Below are 18,357 nucleotides of genomic sequence, written 5' to 3'. Positions count from 1 at the left end.
TTTGTAGTTGATATAAAAAAGCCTCTTAATTTCCTAAGAGGCTTTTTTATTATGCTTTCTCAGCTCGCGGTTCAAGCTGCTTTAACAAATGTTTTTCTAAATAGTGAATATCCATTGCTTGTTCACAAAAGTTTTTATCTTTTAAGATTAAATCTTTGTGTAATGGAATATTGGTTTTGATGCCTGTCAAAATCATTTCATCAAGTGCTTGACGCATACGAGCTAAAGATGTTTCACGGTCTTTGCCATATGAAATTAGTTTTGCAATCATCGAGTCATAGTATGGTGGAATGCTATAACCCTGATAAATATGAGAATCTAAGCGAATTCCTGCGCCGCCTGGTGCATAAAAACTTTCAATTTTACCAGGTGATGGTAGGAATGTAGTTGGATCCTCTGCATTGATACGGCATTCGATCGCATGACCTTTCACTTCAACTTCATGCTGTTCAATATCTAGGCCAAGACCTGCAGCAATTCGAAGTTGTTGTTCAATGATATCAATTCCAGTCACCATTTCAGTAACAGGGTGTTCCACTTGAACGCGTGTATTCATCTCGATAAAGAAGAATTCACCATCTTCAAACAAGAACTCAAATGTCCCAGCACCACGATATTGCATTAACTTACAAGCATTTACACAAGCTTCAAGAATATCCGCACGCGCTTGTTCAGGTAAGTTTGGAGCAGGTGCTTCTTCTAGAACCTTCTGATGGCGACGTTGCAATGAACAGTCACGATCATATAGATGAATCGCATGACCATTACCATCACCTAGTACTTGTACTTCAACATGACGAGGCTTTTGCAGGAAACGTTCCATATAAACTGTATCGTCGCCAAACCACATCTCAGCATCACGTTGAGCGGCTTGAACAGACTCAAGTAATGTGTCGACACGTTCAACAATACGCATACCACGACCACCACCGCCAGCTGCCGCTTTCACAATCAATGGGAAACCGATCTCGCGTGCTTCAGCCAATGCATTGTGAATGGTAACAGCGTGATCACAGCCAGGAACAGTAGGTACGCCAGCTTTTTTCATTGCAATAATCGCGGAGACTTTATTCCCCATCAAACGAATATGCTCAGGTCGAGGACCAATGAAAATGAAGCCTGAGTTTTCAACAATTTCTGCGAATTCAGCATTTTCTGACAAGAAGCCATAACCAGGGTGAATCGCATCAGCACCTGTAATTTCTGCGGCAGTAATAATTGCAGGAATATTCAGATAGCTTTCGCTACTTGTACCTGGTCCAATACATACAGCTTCATCGACAAAGCGTAAATGCATTAAATCTTTATCTGCGTCTGAATAGATACCGACAGTTTTAATACCAAGTGTTTTACAAGCCCGAGTTATTCGTAAGGCGATTTCACCACGGTTTGCAATTAATACTTTCTGCAACATAGAAATCCCCAACTTATTAAGCGCGGTAGCGGAAAAGCGGTTGGCCGAATTGGATGACTTCACCATTTTTTACAAGAATTTCTTCAATCACACCGCTCTTGGTTGCTTCGATCGGGTTCATGATTTTCATTGCTTCGATGATTCCGAGTGTTTCACCAGCAGAAACGGTTTGACCGACATTAACAAATGGTGCTTCACCAGGGCTTGCAGCTGCATAGAACACACCAACCATTGGTGATGTTTCAACAGCACCACGAGGAGTTTTTGCTGCTGGAGCCGCTGGAGCTGCCGTTGTAGGCGCAGCCGCCACAGGTGCAGCAGCATACACTGGAGTAGGGCGAGTCAATGAAATAGATTGATCTCCTTCCTTAACTTCAATGGCTTGTAAGTCAGATTCAATCATCAAATCGATGAGTTTCTTGATTTTACGGATATCCATGAGTGCATGTTCCTACAATGTCTAAATTAGTTAGAAGATTGAATTTTTTCAATAGCGTAATCGAGTGCGAAGGAATAACCCTTAGCACCTAGGCCACAAATTACGCCAATGGCTTTATCGGATAGAAAAGAGTGATGTCTGAATGCTTCACGAGCGTGAACATTGGACAAATGAACTTCAACAAAAGGGATTGCAACACCCAGTAACGCATCTCGCAAAGCGACAGAAGTGTGGGTGAGCGCAGCTGGGTTAATGATGATAAACTTTACACCTTCAGTTTGTGCTTGATGAATACGATCAACAATTGCACCTTCCCAGTTGCTTTGGAATGTTTCTAATGTAAGAGATGAATCTTTGGCTTGAGCAATTAATTGTTTGTTAATATCGTCTAGCGTGAGATAACCATATACTTCTGGTTCTCGCTTACCTAGCAAGTTCAAATTCGGTCCGTGAATCACCAAAATGGTTGAGCTCATTTAGCCTGCTCCAATTTTAAAATTGCAAATTTAATTTGCAAGATGTCTGCAAAGTTTGCTTATTATGGCACAAAATTCTGCAATTTTTTTATAATTTCTTTTACTGAGTGAAGAAAGTTGCATGCCAAGCATGGTGCATATAATGAAAACTTTGCAAGGAAATCGCAATGTTAAAATATGACAAAAAAATAGGTTTATTTATTTTTAAAACATTTTAAACCGAACTCACCCGAATCGTTCATGAGATTTGTGTAACTGATGAGTCAATCACTTAAAAGTCTTATTTTGATCATAACTTAAGTGAGTGAAAGTGTTGGTTTTTTAAACATGATTGAGGCGAGAGTTAAACATGTCTTAAGATTAAAGCATTGTTTTAAAGGGATTTGTATTGTGCTTTTGTCTACTGCAATCGAGTATGAGAAAATAGCTTTTTGATATTAGAAAATTATGAAAGCTTATAAAGTGTTCATTTTGGAAATAGTATTTCTCTCAGACAATTAAGTAGATTCGTATAAATTGTAAGTTGGCAAAAATGATGAATTTTCACATTTGTTATGGCAGTTAATGACATCAAAATGTCCGAAAAAGATATCTATTGCTTCGATAATATACTTCGTACTTAAGAGACAACTTTCGATTGGCGTAGTATCTCTTATGGGTCTTTCAAAGCTGTCTTTCGATTGAAGACAGCTTTTTTTTGTCTTTAATTTACTGATGCTGTTTTATAAATCTGAGGCAGTAGACAATTTTGAGCGAGCTCAGTAGATATTTCGGATGATGATTCTAAGGCATTCCATTGCTGCATTTGCTCAAACAACCATTCAAAGTCAGTCACGTTGGGTTGTGCATCATTTTCAATCAGATGGCGAACTATATTTTGTATGGCATGATATTTCTCCACATGCACTTCTTCAGAACATTCAAACTGAATAATATCGAATTCGACTAAAAGGTCCCAAATTGGCGCAAAGTCTTCAATCGATTTAAGCTCTTGCTGTGCTTTGATTAAAGCTCGAGTGAGTGCGATTAATGTACTCGGATGCTGTTCTGCCCAATCATGTGTCACAGCAAGCACTTTATCTGCGACATTTGGGATAATTTGCTGACTTGAACATACAATTTGTCCTAATCCTGCGAGTTCAGCTTGGGTATTCCAAGGCTCACCTACACAGAAACCATCGACTAAATGAGTGCTTAGTGCTTCAACCATATACGATGGCGGTAAGGTTTTTACTTGAATGTTTTTTGCAAGTTCCCTATCTGCCAAAGCAAGCCATTCTTTTAAACAATAATGATGGATAGAATGTTGAAACACATGCGCGAGTGAAACAGGATGATTTTCTTTAAGATAATCTACTAACTTTTGAGCAGATTGTTCCGCAGTATCGTCTTTTTGAATCTGTAATTGATAACATAGTTTCTGACTCAGGCTAATAAAAGCACGGCTCTCGCTTAAAACTAATGGTGTTTGTAAGGGAATACCAATCTGATCATTGCCAATTGCAGCAGCAGGTAACATAGCAGATAAGCAATGTGCAGCATCGAGTAAACCAAATGCCAGTCGATCGCGTAAACTTGCCCAAGATGCTTCTTTGATCAGGCGAACATCTAATCCTTCTTCATCAAAAAAACCGCGTTGTTTAGCCCAAAGCAGTGCTACGCAATCAAGTAAAGGAATATAACCAAGTTGCAATTCTGTTTTTTCTAAACTGCTCATTTATTCATCCTTTAGTTGATTGTTTAAAAGCTCTTGTGCATCGAGTAGACGACGTGCCATTTCACCGATTGTCATACGATGACTCATCGCATTTTTTCTTAATAATTGGAATGCTGTATCTTCAGTGAGACCGTGAAGTTGCATCAGTAAAACTTTCGCTTTTTCAATATCTTTTCGATCTGCGAGTTTTGTTTTCGCATCCTTTAGATCACATTCAAGTTTTTTATGCTTTTTATATTGCTCAATCGAAATGTCCAGAATGGTATGTAAACGACTTGGATCGATACCATCAACAATATAGGCAGTGATGCCTGCATCAATTGCTTGTTTGATGGTGTCTTTGTCAGTGTTTTTAGTAAAGAGTACAGTGGGTAGGTCAAAGTTACTTACACAGCTTTCAATAACGTCACGATGTGGATGATCCATATCGAGCAAAATGACATCTGCTTGAAGATGTTCCAATTTGAAAATATTCAGGTGATCAAGAGTAAAGCAAGCAACAACATCAAAATCATGTTCAATTAAACAAGTTTTGATGTATTCAGCTCGGGCTTGATCATCATCAATAAGTGCGATTCTGAGTTTCGGCATAAGTATAAAGATCAAACGATAAGTGTGTGTGCATTTAAGACGGTGCACGATGAATGTTGTTTTCAAAGCAAAATTGGTGCCATTGGAGTTATTCTTATTCGGTGCAATCGCTCCTTTAGCATCTACATTATGCGCTTTATTGTATCGTTCATTGATTTTAGAACCAAAGAAAATTTAGAACTATGTTTTAAAACTATAAAATGTATTGTTTTGGTGCGTAAAAAGAGTTCTTTTGAAGCAGAAAGAATTGTGCTTTAAAACGGGTCATCCTCATAAAGCCCTATTTTGTATAGGGGTAAAATGTAGTGCTTAAGCTATTTTTATTTATAAAAATCATTATAAAACAATTATTAATATAATATCTTGCTTTGATTTATTAAAGTTGGCATAGCATTTGCTAAATATTTATTGAGTCAAAGACGACTTTCCAAAAAATTGTAAGACGGCCAACGATGTCCGATCTGATCGGTTTGTTCACACAGAGTGCTGTGTCAACAAAGCAATATGCGTTCAGTATGGGAGATGGCAATGTCTTTAGATTTATCGGCAAAAAAAGCCACATCAATAAAGTTATTTAACTTTTCTGCACCAGCGATGCGGGCATTCCACATGAGTTGGCTTGCTTTCTTCGTTTGTTTCTTTGCTTGGTTTGCATGTGCACCTTTAATGCCAGTCATTGCAGGTGAATTTCATCTGACTAAAGATCAAATCGCAAATATCAATATCGCAGCAGTCGCAATTACCATCTTAGTCCGTTTGATCGTTGGTCCTTTATGTGACAAGTACGGACCACGTAAAACATATACCGCTTTGTTGATTATCGGCAGTATCCCCGTTTTTGGTGTCGCTTCTGCAAATAGTTATGAATCATTTCTGTTCTTTCGCTTATTAATTGGTGCAATTGGTGCGAGTTTTGTGATTACGCAATACCACACTAGCATCATGTTTGCTCCAAATGTCGTGGGAACTGCAAACGCAGCTTCTGCTGGCTGGGGTAATGCTGGTGGTGGGGCAACACAAGCACTCATGCCGTTATTACTATCTGCATTGGTGATGTTTGGTGTTGAGCAAGCATTTGGTTGGAGACTCGCACTAATCGTTCCAGGTGTCATGATGGTGATCGTAGGTTTCCTTTACTGGAAGTTTACTCAAGATTGTCCTCAAGGTGATTTCAAAGAGTTACGTGCTCAAGGTGTGGTTGTTGGTAGCGATAAAAAAGGTGGTCTAGCAATCTTAATGCATGCTGCACGCAACTACCGCGTATGGATTCTCTTTTTCTCATATGCAGCTTGTTTCGGTATCGAAATCTTTATCCATAACATCATTGCGATGTACTACGTCGAACACTTTAGTTTCGGATTAAAAGAAGCTGGTTTAGCAGCAGGTATCTTTGGTTTGCTCGCATTATTTGCCCGTGCATTGGGTGGGATTCTTTCAGACAAAGTTGCACTCAAAAAAGGCTTGGATGGTCGTACTAAAGTACTGTTTGGATTGATCCTTGGCGAAGGGCTTTTCTTAATGTTGTTCTCGCAAATGAATGGACCTGTACTCGCTATTCTCGTAATGACGGTATTTGCATTATTCACACACATGGCATGTGGTGCGACTTATGCGCTTGTTCCATTCATTGATCGTGAAGCGCTAGGTGGTGTTGCAGGCATCATCGGTGCAGGTGGAAACGTTGGTGCAGTGGCAGCAGGTTTCTTACTGAAAGGTATGTTGGATATTCAAACTTGTTTAATGGTTTTAGGTGGCTTAGTGGTCATTGCTGCGAGTTCGGTCATGCTTATCCGATTTTCGGTAGAGCATAAAGAAAAAGAACAACGTTTATTTGAACAAGCAATTTTAGAACGTGGCTCAGAACAAAACAGCGCAGCTTAATCTCAGATTAGATTTTAGGAGAAACACAATGAAATTAGTGATGATTGGTCACGGTATGGTGGGTCATAAATTCATCGAAGCCATCTTAGAGAAAGCTGATGATGAATTAGAGATAACAATTCTTGCTGAAGAACCACGTATTGCATATGACCGCGTACATTTGACTGAATATTTTTCAGGTAAATCAGCGAAAGATTTATCACTTGCTCGTTTCGATTTTGCCGATGCTCATGGTATCGATTTAAGACTAAATACCAAAGCTATTGCAATTGATACAAAAGAACAAACCGTGACTACTAGTATGGGTGATGTCATCAGTTACGACAAACTCGTACTGGCAACTGGTTCATATGCTTTCGTTCCGCCAATTGCAGGTAATGATCGTGAAAATTGCTTTGTATATCGTACCATTGAAGATTTAGATGCGATCCGTGCTGCAAGCCTAAATGCGACATCAGGTGTGGTGATCGGTGGTGGTCTACTCGGTTTGGAAGCGGCTAAAGCTTTACGTGATTTAAATCTTGAAACACATGTGGTTGAATTTGCTCCACGTTTGATGGCGGTTCAGATCGATGATTTGGGCGGTAAAGTATTACGCCGTAAAATCGAAAACTTAGGTGTAAAAGTTCACACACAAAAAGCAACGCAATGTATTGAAGCTGGCAATAATGCTAAGCATGTAATGAAATTTGCTGATGGTAGTGAGCTTGAAACGGATGTGATTTTATTCTCTGCGGGGATTCGTCCACGTGATGAGTTAGCACGTTCAAGCGGTTTAGCGCTTGGGGAGCGTGGTGGTATCAAGATCAATGATTACTGCCAAACATCTGATGAAAATATTTACGCAATTGGTGAATGTGCGCTTTGGGACAATAAAATCTATGGTCTCGTTGCGCCGGGCTATGATATGGCGCGTATTGCAGCCAAGCATATCTTAGCTGAAGAAACACATTGTTTCGCTGGTGCTGATATGAGCACTAAGTTGAAATTGATGGGTGTAGATGTGGCATCGGTTGGTGATGCTCATGGCATGACACCGAATTCGCTTAGCTATTTCTATGCTGATGAAGATGCATTAGTTTATAAGAAAATCGTCGTAGATGCAGATAAAACCAAATTACTGGGTGCAGTACTTGTTGGTGATGCAAAAGAATATAACGATCTTTTACAAATGATGTTGAATGGTATCGCATTGCCAGAAACACCTGAAAGCTTAATCATGCCAGGATTTGCTGATTCTGGCGCGAAAGCAGGTGGTAGCGGTGTTGATTTACTTCCAGACAGCGCAACGATTTGTTCATGTAACAATGTATCGAAAGCAGATATTTGCCAAGCCATTTGTGATGGTTCCACCTCTTTAGGTGCTTTAAAGAAATGTACTAAAGCAGCAACAGCATGTGGTGGTTGTGCGCCATTAGTTACTCAAGTTTTAAAATCTGAGTTACAACGTCAAGGTGTAACGGTTAATAACCATGTATGCGAACACTTCCCATACTCACGTCAAGAGATCTATCACTTGGTGCGTGTCAATGAAATCAAAACATTTGATGATTTGATTCAACAACATGGTCATGGTTTAGGTTGTGATATTTGTAAACCAATGACAGCGAACATTTTGGCATCGTGCTGGAATGACTTTGTATTGGAGCCAACGCACGCAGGTCTACAAGACAGTAATGACTACTATCTAGGAAATATCCAAAAAGATGGTTCTTACTCGGTTGTTCCGCGTATGGCAGGTGGTGAAGTTACTCCAGATGGTTTGATTGCTGTAGGTCAAATTGCTAAAAAATATAACCTGTATACAAAAATTACAGGTGGTCAACGTGTTGACTTATTTGGTGCTCAACTGCACGAGCTACCATTTATTTGGGAAGAGTTGAATGCAGCAGGCTTCGAGTCAGGGCATGCTTACGGTAAATCATTACGTACAGTGAAATCATGTGTGGGTAGCACTTGGTGCCGCTACGGTGTGGATGATTCTGTTGGTTTAGCAATCGAATTAGAAAACCGCTACAAAGGCTTACGCTCACCGCACAAACTAAAAATGGCTGTGTCAGGTTGTACGCGTGAATGCGCTGAAGCACAAGGTAAAGATGTCGGTGTAATTGCGACAGAAAAAGGCTGGAACCTTTATGTATGTGGTAATGGTGGAATGAAGCCGCGCCATGCAGAGCTTTTAGCTTCTGATCTTGATACCGAAACTTTGATCCGTTATATCGACCGTTTCTTTATGTTCTATATCCAAACTGCGGATCGTTTACAACGTACGAGTGTATGGCGTGACAATATGGAAGGTGGTTTAGATTATCTCAAAGCTGTGATTGTGGATGATTCTTTGGGTCTTGCTGAAGAGCTGGAAAATCGTATGGCACACGTGATTGGAACGTATCAAGACGAATGGCGTACTGCAGTAGAGAATCCTGAGATTCGTAAACGCTTCCAAACTTACATTAATGCAAGCGCTGAAGAGCAAGCTGATCCATATATTCAATTTACCGAAGTTCGTGATCAGATCCGTCCATTAAATGAAGCTGAACGTTCAGTTGATCGTATCCCGATGGTAGAAGCATAAGGAGAATCAAAATGACAAATCTAAAAGACATGAATATGCTTCCAGAAAATCAATGGGTCGATGTATGTAACCTTGATGACATCACGCCAAATACAGGTGTAGGAGCACTTATTGCGGGGCAATCCGTTGCTTTATTTCGCGTAGGGAACGAAAAACGTATTTATGCATTAAGCAATAAAGATCCATTCAGCCAAGCGAATGTTATGGCGCGCGGTATTATTGGTGATTTGCAAGGTGAGCGTGTTATTGCCTCACCGATTTACAAACAACACTTCAGTTTAGCAACAGGTCGATGCCTAGAAGATAAAGATCAAAAGCTTTCTGTTTTTCCAACCAAAATCGAAAATGGTCGAGTTTGGGTAGGTACTGTTCCGCAAAAAACTTATATTACCAATAATGGTGTTTCTCAAGAAAAACTGAAGCTCGTTTTGATTGGTAATGGTTTGGCTGGAATGCGCTGTCTAGAGGATTTACTCGACATGGCACCTGATCGTTATGATGTGACGGTGATTGGTGAAGAGCCTTGGGGTAACTATAACCGTATCATGCTTTCACCAGTGCTTTCTGGTGAGAAAACTATTGATGACATTATGTTGCATCCACATGCATGGTACAGCGATAAGGGCATCAAATTTATTGCTGACGATCCTGCTATAAAAATCGATCGTACTCGTAAAGTAGTGCATACACAAAAAGGCGAAAGTGTCGATTACGATCGTTTGATTATTGCAACAGGTTCATCTCCATTTATCCCACCTGTACAAGGCGTAGATTTGAAAGGTGTGATCAGCTTCCGTGATATTTATGATGTCAATACCATGATTAAATATTGCGAAACGAAGAAAAATGCTGTGGTGATTGGTGGTGGTTTGCTTGGCTTAGAAGCAGCTTACGGTCTCAAGCAACGTGGCATGAATGTCACTGTTCTTCATTTGATGGATCGCATTATGGAGCGTCAGCTTGATGGTCGTGCGAGTCGTATGTTGCGTCAAAGTATTGAAGAAAAAGGGATTAATATTATCACTGAGGCAAATACTGAAGCATTGATTGGTAAAGATGGTCATGTTAACCAAGTACGTCTGAAAGATGGCACAGTGTTGGATGCCGACCTTGTCGTATTTGCTGTAGGTATTCGTCCGAATATTGCTTTGGCTCAAAGTGCTGGTTTACGTTGTAATCGTGGTATTTTGGTCAATGATACGATGCAAACATTTGACCCAAGTATTTATGCAGTAGGTGAATGTATTGAGCATCGTAATCAGACTTTTGGTCTTGTAGAGCCATTGTGGGGACAAGCATTTATCTGTGCAACACACTTGGCAGAACACGGTAGTTTAACTTTCAAATCACCAACCGTTCCAACTCAGCTTAAAGTGAGTGGTGTTGATGTATTCTCGGCTGGAAATTTTGAACCGAAAGAAGATTACGAAGACATTATCCTGAATGATGAAAAACGACAAATTTACAAGCGTATCATTATTCAGAAAGATAAAGTCATCGGTGCGGTACTGTTCGGTGATACTGAAGATGGCATGTGGTATGCGGAATTGATTGCAGATCAAACACCAATTTCAACATTTAGAAATAAATTGTTATTTGGTAAGGATTTTGCAATGAAGAAAGCAGGTTAATCATCTTTGGGGTTTAGGTTCCTCGGTGCCTAAACCCAAACAGAACGTGAAATTCAGGCATAGATGAAATAGGTGAAGGGGCAGTCATGAACAGTATTCAAAATTTAGAACACAGTCGCTCCGATCAAGCAGAAACAATCATTACAAAAACAACGTGTCCCTATTGTGGGGTTGGATGTGGTGTTGATGTAACGGTAAATCATAAAGCACAAGGAACAACGGTTCAGGTTGCTGGTGATTTTGAACATCCATCTAATTTTGGACGCCTTTGTATTAAAGGCAGTAATTTGGCGGATACTCTAGGATTAGAGACTCGCGTTTTGCATCCGATGTTTGGTCGTAAGAACCATCGTAAGGTAACGACATGGGATGCAGCCATAGAAAAAATCGCAGATCAATTCCAAACTTGTATCGATCAACACGGTCGTGACAGTGTGGCATTTTATGTATCAGGGCAGCTATTGACTGAGGATTATTACGTCGTCAATAAGTTTGTGAAAGGCTATCTAGGTACAGCCAATATCGACACCAATTCACGTCTGTGCATGTCTTCAGCAGTTGCAGCGCATAAGCGTGCTTTTGGTGAGGATATCGTGCCAGCAAGTTACGAAGACTTTGAATTTACCGATATGGTGGTGTTGGTGGGTTCAAATACTGCATGGTGTCATCCTGTACTTTACCAACGCATCATGCAGGCTAAAAGTAAAAATCCAGATTTATTCGTTGTTGTGGTTGATCCCCGTTTTACTAGTACATGTGAACAAGCAGATTTGCACCTTCCAATTTTACCTGGACAAGATGTCGCTTTGTTCAATGGTTTATTACAGTATTTATATAAGAATAACTTTATTGATCAACATTTTGTCGATACACACACAGAAGGTTTAGACACTTTACTAGAATCTAGTCAGACTGAAGCTGATTTTGACTCAGTCGTGAAACGTACGGGAATTTCAGCAGAAAAGCTAAAATTCTTCTTCGAAAAATTTGCAACAACTGAAAAAGTTGTGAGCTTATTTTCAATGGGTGTGAATCAATCTTCTCAAGGGGTGAATAAAGCCAATAGCATCATCAATTGCCATCTTTTGACAGGGAAAATTGGTAAGTTAGGTGCTGCGCCATTCTCAATGACAGGTCAACCGAATGCCATGGGTGGCCGTGAAGTGGGTGGTTTAGCCAATATGTTGGCAGCACATATGGACATCGATAATCCATCACACCAAACACTTGTACAAAACTTTTGGAACAGTCCTGTGATTGCCAATCAAGCGGGACTGAAAGCAGTTGACTTATTCCAAGCTGTAGAGTCTGGGAAAATTAAAGCCATATGGATTATGGCAACCAATCCTGTGGTGAGTTTACCTGATGCGGATCAAGTAAAACGCGCATTGAACAAATGTGAATTTGTCGTGGTTTCAGATATTTGTGCTGATACAGATACCACAGCTTATGCGGATGTGTTGCTTCCCGCGTTAGGTTGGGGTGAAAAAGATGGAACTGTGACCAACTCAGAGCGCCGTATTTCACGTCAAAGAGCTTTTTTACCTGCTCCAAAGCAAGCAAAAGCAGACTGGTGGGCCGTTGCTGAAGTTGCGAAAAAATTAGGTTTTTCTGGTTTTGATTTTAACAATGCATGTGACATCTTTAATGAACACGCAGCCTTATCTGCGTATCACAATGCAAGTTTGGATCAACGTGATCAAGTTGAAAACTTTCGTTATTTCAATCTAAAAGGACTAATGAATTTGTCTTTGGATGAATATGATCATTTACGTCCGATCCAATGGCCCGTTTGGGAAAAAGGTCAAAGTACTGCGGTTGAGCAGTTATTTGATCAAGGCTTGTTTAGTCATAAAAACAAAAAAGCAAAACTGATCCCGACAGTGGCAATTGATCCCGTTCATGCAATTTCTGAAGATTATCCATTGGTGTTGAATACAGGACGTATTCGTGATCAATGGCACACCATGACACGAACAGGTTTATCAGCAAATCTGACCACTCATCGAGCTGAGCCATTTTGTGAAATTCACCCGAATGATGCTTTAAAATTTGGTATTCGTGATAAAGCATTGGTTGAAGTGAAGTCACAATGGGGCAGTTGTGTTCTGCGTGTCACTTTGGCTCAAGGTGTTCGCCGTGGTCAAATTTTTGCACCGATTCATTGGACTGAGCAAGTTGCCTCTGATGCTCGTGTCGGAAAAGTAGTTAATCCAGTTGTAGATGAAATATCAGGCGAACCTGAGTTTAAACATACACCTGTTGCAATTCAGCCATTCCATACGACATGGCAAGGTGTTTTGTATGTCAGAGATGGGTTTGAACAACAAATCAAAACCTCATTGCAAACATGTGCATGGTGGGCAAAAGTTAAAATAGCCAAAGCAGTTCGTTTCGAAATTGCAGATCGTCACAACTTTGATCAGACTCAGAAGAATTTAAAAAGTTTCTTGCCTTTTGTAGATGAAACTTATGAATGGTTGAGTATTGAAGATGTTTCAGCGCAAATGAGTCATAGCATCATTTTAAAAGATGGTATTTTGATTGCCAGTCTCTATATTGCGCCATCGGATATGTTGCCTGATCGTGATTGGGTTGCGAGTTTATTCAAACGTGAGCGTTTAAGTGCATTACATCGTAAAGCACTGCTTGCTGGTATGCCGATGTCAGCCGCGAATAATGATGGACCATTGGTATGTAGCTGCTTTAAAGTAGGTAAAAATAAGATCATTGAAGCAATTAAAACGCAGAATATTACTCATGAAAAACAAGTGACAGCATGTCTAAAAGCGGGTGGTAATTGTGGTTCTTGTTTACCTGAGATCAGAGGTTTGATTAAAACCTGCCAGTTGGAGGCGGAAGCATGAAAACAGATTTTCCCGCTACAGATCTCGTGATCTTGGCGGGAGGGCAGGCACGACGAATGAATGGGATGAACAAACTATTGCAACAGTTTGATGATCAGATTCAATTGTCAAAAATTTGTCAACGCTTTAAATCGGAAGTTCAGCAGATATGGGTCAATAGTCATCGTGATAGCTCGATCTATAAAAGTATAGAGCCGACTGTTGAATGTTTTTCTGATGATCAAAACGGCTTTTTAGGGCCGTTGATGGGAATGAAAAGTGCATGGTCGCGTGTACAAGCAGAATATGCATTATTTATTCCTTGTGATGTGACTTATATCCCAAATCAAGTGCTTGCAAAGCTGCATAGGGCTTTAGAGAAAAATCCGCAAGCATCAGTTGCGTATGTAAATATCAATGGCGATGCCTTGTATCCATTTTGCTTGTTAAAAAGAGCGAGTTTGTCGATATTAGAAAACCAGCTCGCTGCAAATAAATTAAGTTTAAGAGAAACTTTTAGGCAACTACACGCTCAACACGTTGTCTTTCAAAAGCAAAGCCTGTTTTGTCATAGCATCAATTCATTGGATGAGCTTCAACAATACAAGCAGATGAAAGCTTTTAAACAGATGTTTGTTTCAAACTGATCGGTTAAAAAAGCTTTCTTATTTAGATGTTTATATGGATGTTTAGATTATGGATTTTTGCAAATAAATTTCCATTTCTTCAACTGGAACCATACCACCACCAGTTGCCCAAACAATGTGATTAGCATTATTCATTTGTTGCGCAGTCAGTTGATGCATAGCAGCATATTCTTGGTGCTGACTGATTAAGATTGGACCTAACATTCCAGCTAAGGCTGATGGTTCCAGTTTTAAATTTTCAGATTGATTGAGTAGCCCCAATAATTTATACATGCTTTGATCATCCAGTGTGTAGAAAGCATCGAGTAGTCTCTGCATCGCTCGACCCACAAATCCAGATGCACGTCCTACTGCTAAGCCATCTGCTGCGGTAATGTTATCAATGCCTAGGTCTTGTACTGAGATTTGATCATGTAAGCCTGTTGCTACACCTAGCAACATGCATGGTGAATGAGTTGGCTCTGCAAAAATACAATGTACGTGATTACCCAAAGCCATTTTTAGTCCAAATGCAACGCCACCAGGGCCACCACCAACCCCACAAGGTAAATAAACAAATAAAGGATGGTCATGATCAACCGTAATATTTTGAGATTCTAATTGTGCTTTTAAGCGTTCACCTGCAACGGCATATCCTAAAAATAAAGTGTTTGAATTTTCGTCATCAATAAAAAAGCAATTTGGATTTTTTAATGCGGCTTTACGACCTTCTTCAACCGCAACACCATAATCCTGTGCGTATTCAATAACGGTAACACCATGTGATCTTAATTTATCTTTTTTCCACTGACGTGCATCTGCCGACATATGCACAGTGACATCGAAGCCAAGTTTGGCACTCATGATACCAATCGAAAGTCCTAAATTTCCTGTAGAGCCAACGGCAATACTGTATTGACTAAAAAAACCTCTAAATTCTGCACTATCTAATTTTGAATAATCATCTTCAATTGTTAATAAACCTGCTTGAAGGGCAAGTTTTTCAGCCTGATAGAGCACCTCGTAAATACCGCCACGTGCTTTGATCGATCCTGAGATTGGTAAATGACTGTCTTTTTTGAGCCATAATTTTCCAGTGATATCTTGTTTGAAATGAGCTTCAAGCGTTTGCTGCATCTTTGGAATCGAAACCAGTTCAGACTCAATAATTCCTTTGCTTATCTCAGTCTCAGGAAATACGGACATCAGATAAGGGGCGAAGCGAGCTAAACGATCACGGGCATCATCAATATCATTTTGATTAAGACCAACAAAAGGTAGCCCTATTTCAAGGGTCGTAAAATTTGGATTCAACCAAATTGTTTCTTTAAGCTGAATGAGATCATCAACAACAGGGTGCTGTTCAACAAGGGCTTCAATTTGTTTCGAGTTCATTGGATTATTCATAAGATCTTTCTATTATGGTGAGGAATCGTTAAAGAAATTCCATTCTTTTTAGATATTCATGTATTAAAGGGATTGGATCAATAAAAATTATATTTTTATGACAATAATCTTGGTCATTTATCAGAACTCTGCTAAGTCAAGTCTTAGCTTTATTTCGATTGATTGTACTTGATCTTTTATCAAATAAGTTCTATTTTAGAACTAACAAGATTTTAAGTGATTGTCCAAAAAAATTATTATGATTTAAGATCATGTTTGGGCAATTAAAATTCAGAAAAATAATCGTGATAAGTGCTTATCGTGCTTATTTCATCATTTGTAATTTGAACCTTATTCGCTTTTAAAAATCAAAAGATCTTTGGTGAATAAGACTGTAAATCATAGGGAGAATAAAATGCCAATGGCGACTAGCGCTGCAAGACAGGATGTGACTGCTTGTATTTTATGTTCGAGAAACTGTGGTTTAAGTGTTGAAGTCGAAAACAACCAATTTAAGAAAATTAAAGGTGATGATCAGCATCCGTTTTCACAAGGTTACATTTGTCAAAAAGCAGCACGTTTACAGCATTATCAACAACATGCAGATCGTTTAACTCATCCCTTAAAGCGACAAGCTGATGGTTCATTTCAAGAAATTTCTTGGGATCAAGCGATCCAGGAAATCGCAGATCAATTAGTAAAAATTCGTGATGTACATGGCGGAACAGCATTTGCATCGGTTGGTGGTGGTGGACAAGGCAATCATCTAGGAGCGGCTTATGGTCGCCAACTATTGTATGCAATGAAAAGCTTTTATGCCTATAACTCACTTGCTCAAGAGAAAACTGGTGATTTCTGGGTAAATGGACGTTTGTTTGGCAGTCAAGCCTGTCATACTACTGAAGATGTGGAACATGCGGATTATGTTTTATTTATTGGAACCAATCCGTTTCAAGCACATGGTATTCCAAATGCTCGTGATACTTTAAAACATATCAAGAAAGATCCAAACCGAACAATGGTGGTTTTTGATCCGCGTGTTACTGAAACGGCTAAGCAAGCTGATATCCATGTGCAATTAAAACCAGGTACAGATTCCTATTTGATGTCTGCAATGATTGCGATCATGTTGCGCGAAGATTTGTATGACCAAGCATTTATTCAAAAGCATACGCATGGGTTTGAGCAAGTTAAACAAGCATTTTCAGCCATCCCAATTGAGCAATTTATTGAGAAGGCAGATGTTTCAGTTGAATTGATCTATCAAATTGTGCGTGATTTTGCCAAAGCTAAGCGTGGTTGTGTTCGTATTGATTTAGGGATTCAGCATACTTTAAACACAACATTAAACGGATATTTGGAAAAACTACTTTATTTACTCGCAGGGCATTTTGGTAAACAGGGAACGAATAACTTACATACTATGTTTATTCCGATCTTGACCAATACTGATGAGCGTAATCCTAAATATCGTCGTACGGTTCATCATAAGATGTTTCCAATATCAGGTTTTTTTCCACCCAATATTTTACCTGACGAAATTTTAAAAGCAGGTGATAAGCGAGTACGTGCAGTCTTTGTAGATAGTTGCAATCCATTGCTCACCTATCCAGACACCGCAGCTTATGAACAGGCATTCCAGTCATTGGAGTTGCTAGTTGTGGTTGATGTTGCGATGACAGAAACAGCGCGATTAGCCCATTATGTATTGCCAGCGCATAGTCAATTTGAAAAGTGGGAATTTACGGGCTTTAATTTGGAATTTCCACAAAATGGTTTCCATTTACGTCATCCGCTTTTTAAAGCTCAAGGCAATACGCTGCCTGAATCGGAAATCTATACTCGCCTACTTGAAGCCATGGGTGCTATTCCAAAACAGTTTCCTTTACTGAATAAGATCGCGCAAAAGGATTCCGCTAAAACAGCATATCTAGGTTATTTTGCTGCACTTGCTGCCAGTTTTGTGAAAAATAAAAAGTTAGTCCCATTTTCGGCATCTATTGTTTATCGAACACTTGGGCAGAGATTACCAAATGACGCCGCATCAACGGCTTTATTATTGCCTTTGTGTATGCAGTATTCGGCTCAACACTATAAAGCAGTCAAACAAGCAGGTTATAAAGGGAATCGTTTAACACTAGGCGTAAACTTATTCCAAGCGATATTGCAAAAACGTTCAGGCGTAATTCTCTCTAAACACAACTATGATGATGTCTGGGATTTGGTTGCTTATAAAGATAAAAAGATTCATTTAGCAATCCCTGAAATGTTGATTGAGTTAGCACAACTGAATCAACAAACTCAAGGTACAAGTGATCAGTTTCCATTTGTCTTATTGGCAGGTGAGCGCCGTAGCTATAACGCAAACCAAATCTACCGTGATCCAGCATGGCGTAAGGTTGATGCAGAAGGTCGCTTGAGAATGAATCCTGAAGATGCAATTTATTTTGGCGTAGAGACTGGTCACTCATTGCAGTGTATTTCAGAACATGGGCAGATTGCAGTGGTTGTGGAGATCCATGAGGGAATGCGAAAAGGGGTTGTTTCGCTGCCACATGGCTATGGTTTACGTTATAACGGGGGGCAGGCGATCGGACCTGAATTGAATCGATTAACTTCGTTAAAGCATTGCGATCCTTTATCGAAAACCCCATATCATAAACATGTGCCTGTACGACTAGAGAAGCCTGCGGCATAGTTGATAGATTGAGTTGATTTGCACTATTTTATTGCGTTTAAATTTATATATGTTTTGAAATAGTGCAATTCCATTTA

At 39.6% G+C, this 18,357-nt stretch carries 12 protein-coding genes; 6 read left to right on the top strand and 6 right to left on the bottom strand.

Annotated features, from left to right (window positions below):
* Nucleotides 1-49 precede the first annotated feature (49 nt).
* From accC to ACSC97_RS01560, 5 genes are all read right to left on the bottom strand, one after another.
* Nucleotides 50-1,414 (bottom strand): acetyl-CoA carboxylase biotin carboxylase subunit, encoded by a 1,365-nt coding sequence (gene accC, locus ACSC97_RS01580; RefSeq protein WP_436658972.1) that lies wholly within the window; start codon nucleotides 1,412-1,414, stop codon nucleotides 50-52.
* A gap of 16 nt (nucleotides 1,415-1,430) precedes the next feature.
* The gene (accB, locus tag ACSC97_RS01575) at nucleotides 1,431-1,853 is read right to left on the bottom strand and encodes an acetyl-CoA carboxylase biotin carboxyl carrier protein (protein ID WP_004915532.1); all 423 of its coding nucleotides are present in this window, start codon (nucleotides 1,851-1,853) and stop codon (nucleotides 1,431-1,433) included.
* A gap of 26 nt (nucleotides 1,854-1,879) precedes the next feature.
* The gene (gene aroQ / locus ACSC97_RS01570) at nucleotides 1,880-2,329 is read right to left on the bottom strand and encodes a type II 3-dehydroquinate dehydratase (protein WP_075696438.1); all 450 of its coding nucleotides are present in this window, start codon (nucleotides 2,327-2,329) and stop codon (nucleotides 1,880-1,882) included.
* Between the two features lie 703 nt (nucleotides 2,330-3,032).
* Nucleotides 3,033-4,046, bottom strand: coding sequence for an ABC transporter substrate-binding protein (locus tag ACSC97_RS01565; RefSeq protein WP_436658969.1), 1,014 nt, complete (start codon nucleotides 4,044-4,046; stop codon nucleotides 3,033-3,035).
* Entirely contained in the window at nucleotides 4,047-4,637 is a 591-nt protein-coding gene (locus ACSC97_RS01560; protein WP_004915545.1) for an ANTAR domain-containing response regulator, read from the bottom strand.
* Between the two features lie 528 nt (nucleotides 4,638-5,165).
* Here ACSC97_RS01560 and ACSC97_RS01555 point away from each other — a divergent pair.
* From ACSC97_RS01555 to mobA, 5 genes are all read left to right on the top strand, one after another.
* A complete protein-coding gene (locus tag ACSC97_RS01555) occupies nucleotides 5,166-6,518 on the top strand; it encodes an MFS transporter (RefSeq protein WP_004915549.1) in 1,353 nt (450 codons plus the stop codon).
* A 28-nt stretch (nucleotides 6,519-6,546) separates the two neighbouring features.
* Nucleotides 6,547-9,093: a nitrite reductase large subunit NirB gene (gene nirB / locus ACSC97_RS01550; RefSeq protein ID WP_005402691.1), complete on the top strand. Its 2,547-nt coding sequence runs from the start codon at nucleotides 6,547-6,549 to the stop codon at nucleotides 9,091-9,093.
* An 11-nt stretch (nucleotides 9,094-9,104) separates the two neighbouring features.
* Nucleotides 9,105-10,724 (top strand): nitrite reductase small subunit NirD, encoded by a 1,620-nt coding sequence (gene nirD / locus ACSC97_RS01545; protein ID WP_436658965.1) that lies wholly within the window; start codon nucleotides 9,105-9,107, stop codon nucleotides 10,722-10,724.
* Nucleotides 10,725-10,810: 86 nt separating this feature from the next.
* Nucleotides 10,811-13,591, top strand: coding sequence for a molybdopterin-dependent oxidoreductase (locus tag ACSC97_RS01540; protein WP_436658963.1), 2,781 nt, complete (start codon nucleotides 10,811-10,813; stop codon nucleotides 13,589-13,591).
* Nucleotides 13,588-14,217, top strand: a complete 630-nt coding sequence (gene mobA / locus ACSC97_RS01535) for a molybdenum cofactor guanylyltransferase (RefSeq protein ID WP_436658961.1) — start codon at nucleotides 13,588-13,590, stop codon at nucleotides 14,215-14,217. The genes ACSC97_RS01540 and mobA overlap by 4 nt, the downstream gene beginning before the upstream one ends.
* A gap of 42 nt (nucleotides 14,218-14,259) precedes the next feature.
* Here the strand turns inward: mobA and dsdA are convergent, their stop codons facing one another.
* Nucleotides 14,260-15,591, bottom strand: a complete 1,332-nt coding sequence (gene dsdA / locus ACSC97_RS01530; RefSeq protein WP_436658959.1) for a D-serine ammonia-lyase — start codon at nucleotides 15,589-15,591, stop codon at nucleotides 14,260-14,262.
* A 406-nt stretch (nucleotides 15,592-15,997) separates the two neighbouring features.
* Between dsdA and ACSC97_RS01525 the strand changes: the two genes are divergently transcribed.
* Complete coding sequence (locus tag ACSC97_RS01525) at nucleotides 15,998-18,280, top strand: molybdopterin-dependent oxidoreductase (protein WP_436658957.1); 2,283 nt, start codon at nucleotides 15,998-16,000, stop codon at nucleotides 18,278-18,280.
* Nucleotides 18,281-18,357 lie beyond the last annotated feature (77 nt).

This window comes from Acinetobacter sp. P1(2025), assembly GCF_051390655.1.
In the GTDB taxonomy this organism is placed as follows: domain Bacteria; phylum Pseudomonadota; class Gammaproteobacteria; order Pseudomonadales; family Moraxellaceae; genus Acinetobacter; species Acinetobacter junii.
This window is presented reverse-complemented; position numbering and strand designations above follow the sequence as displayed.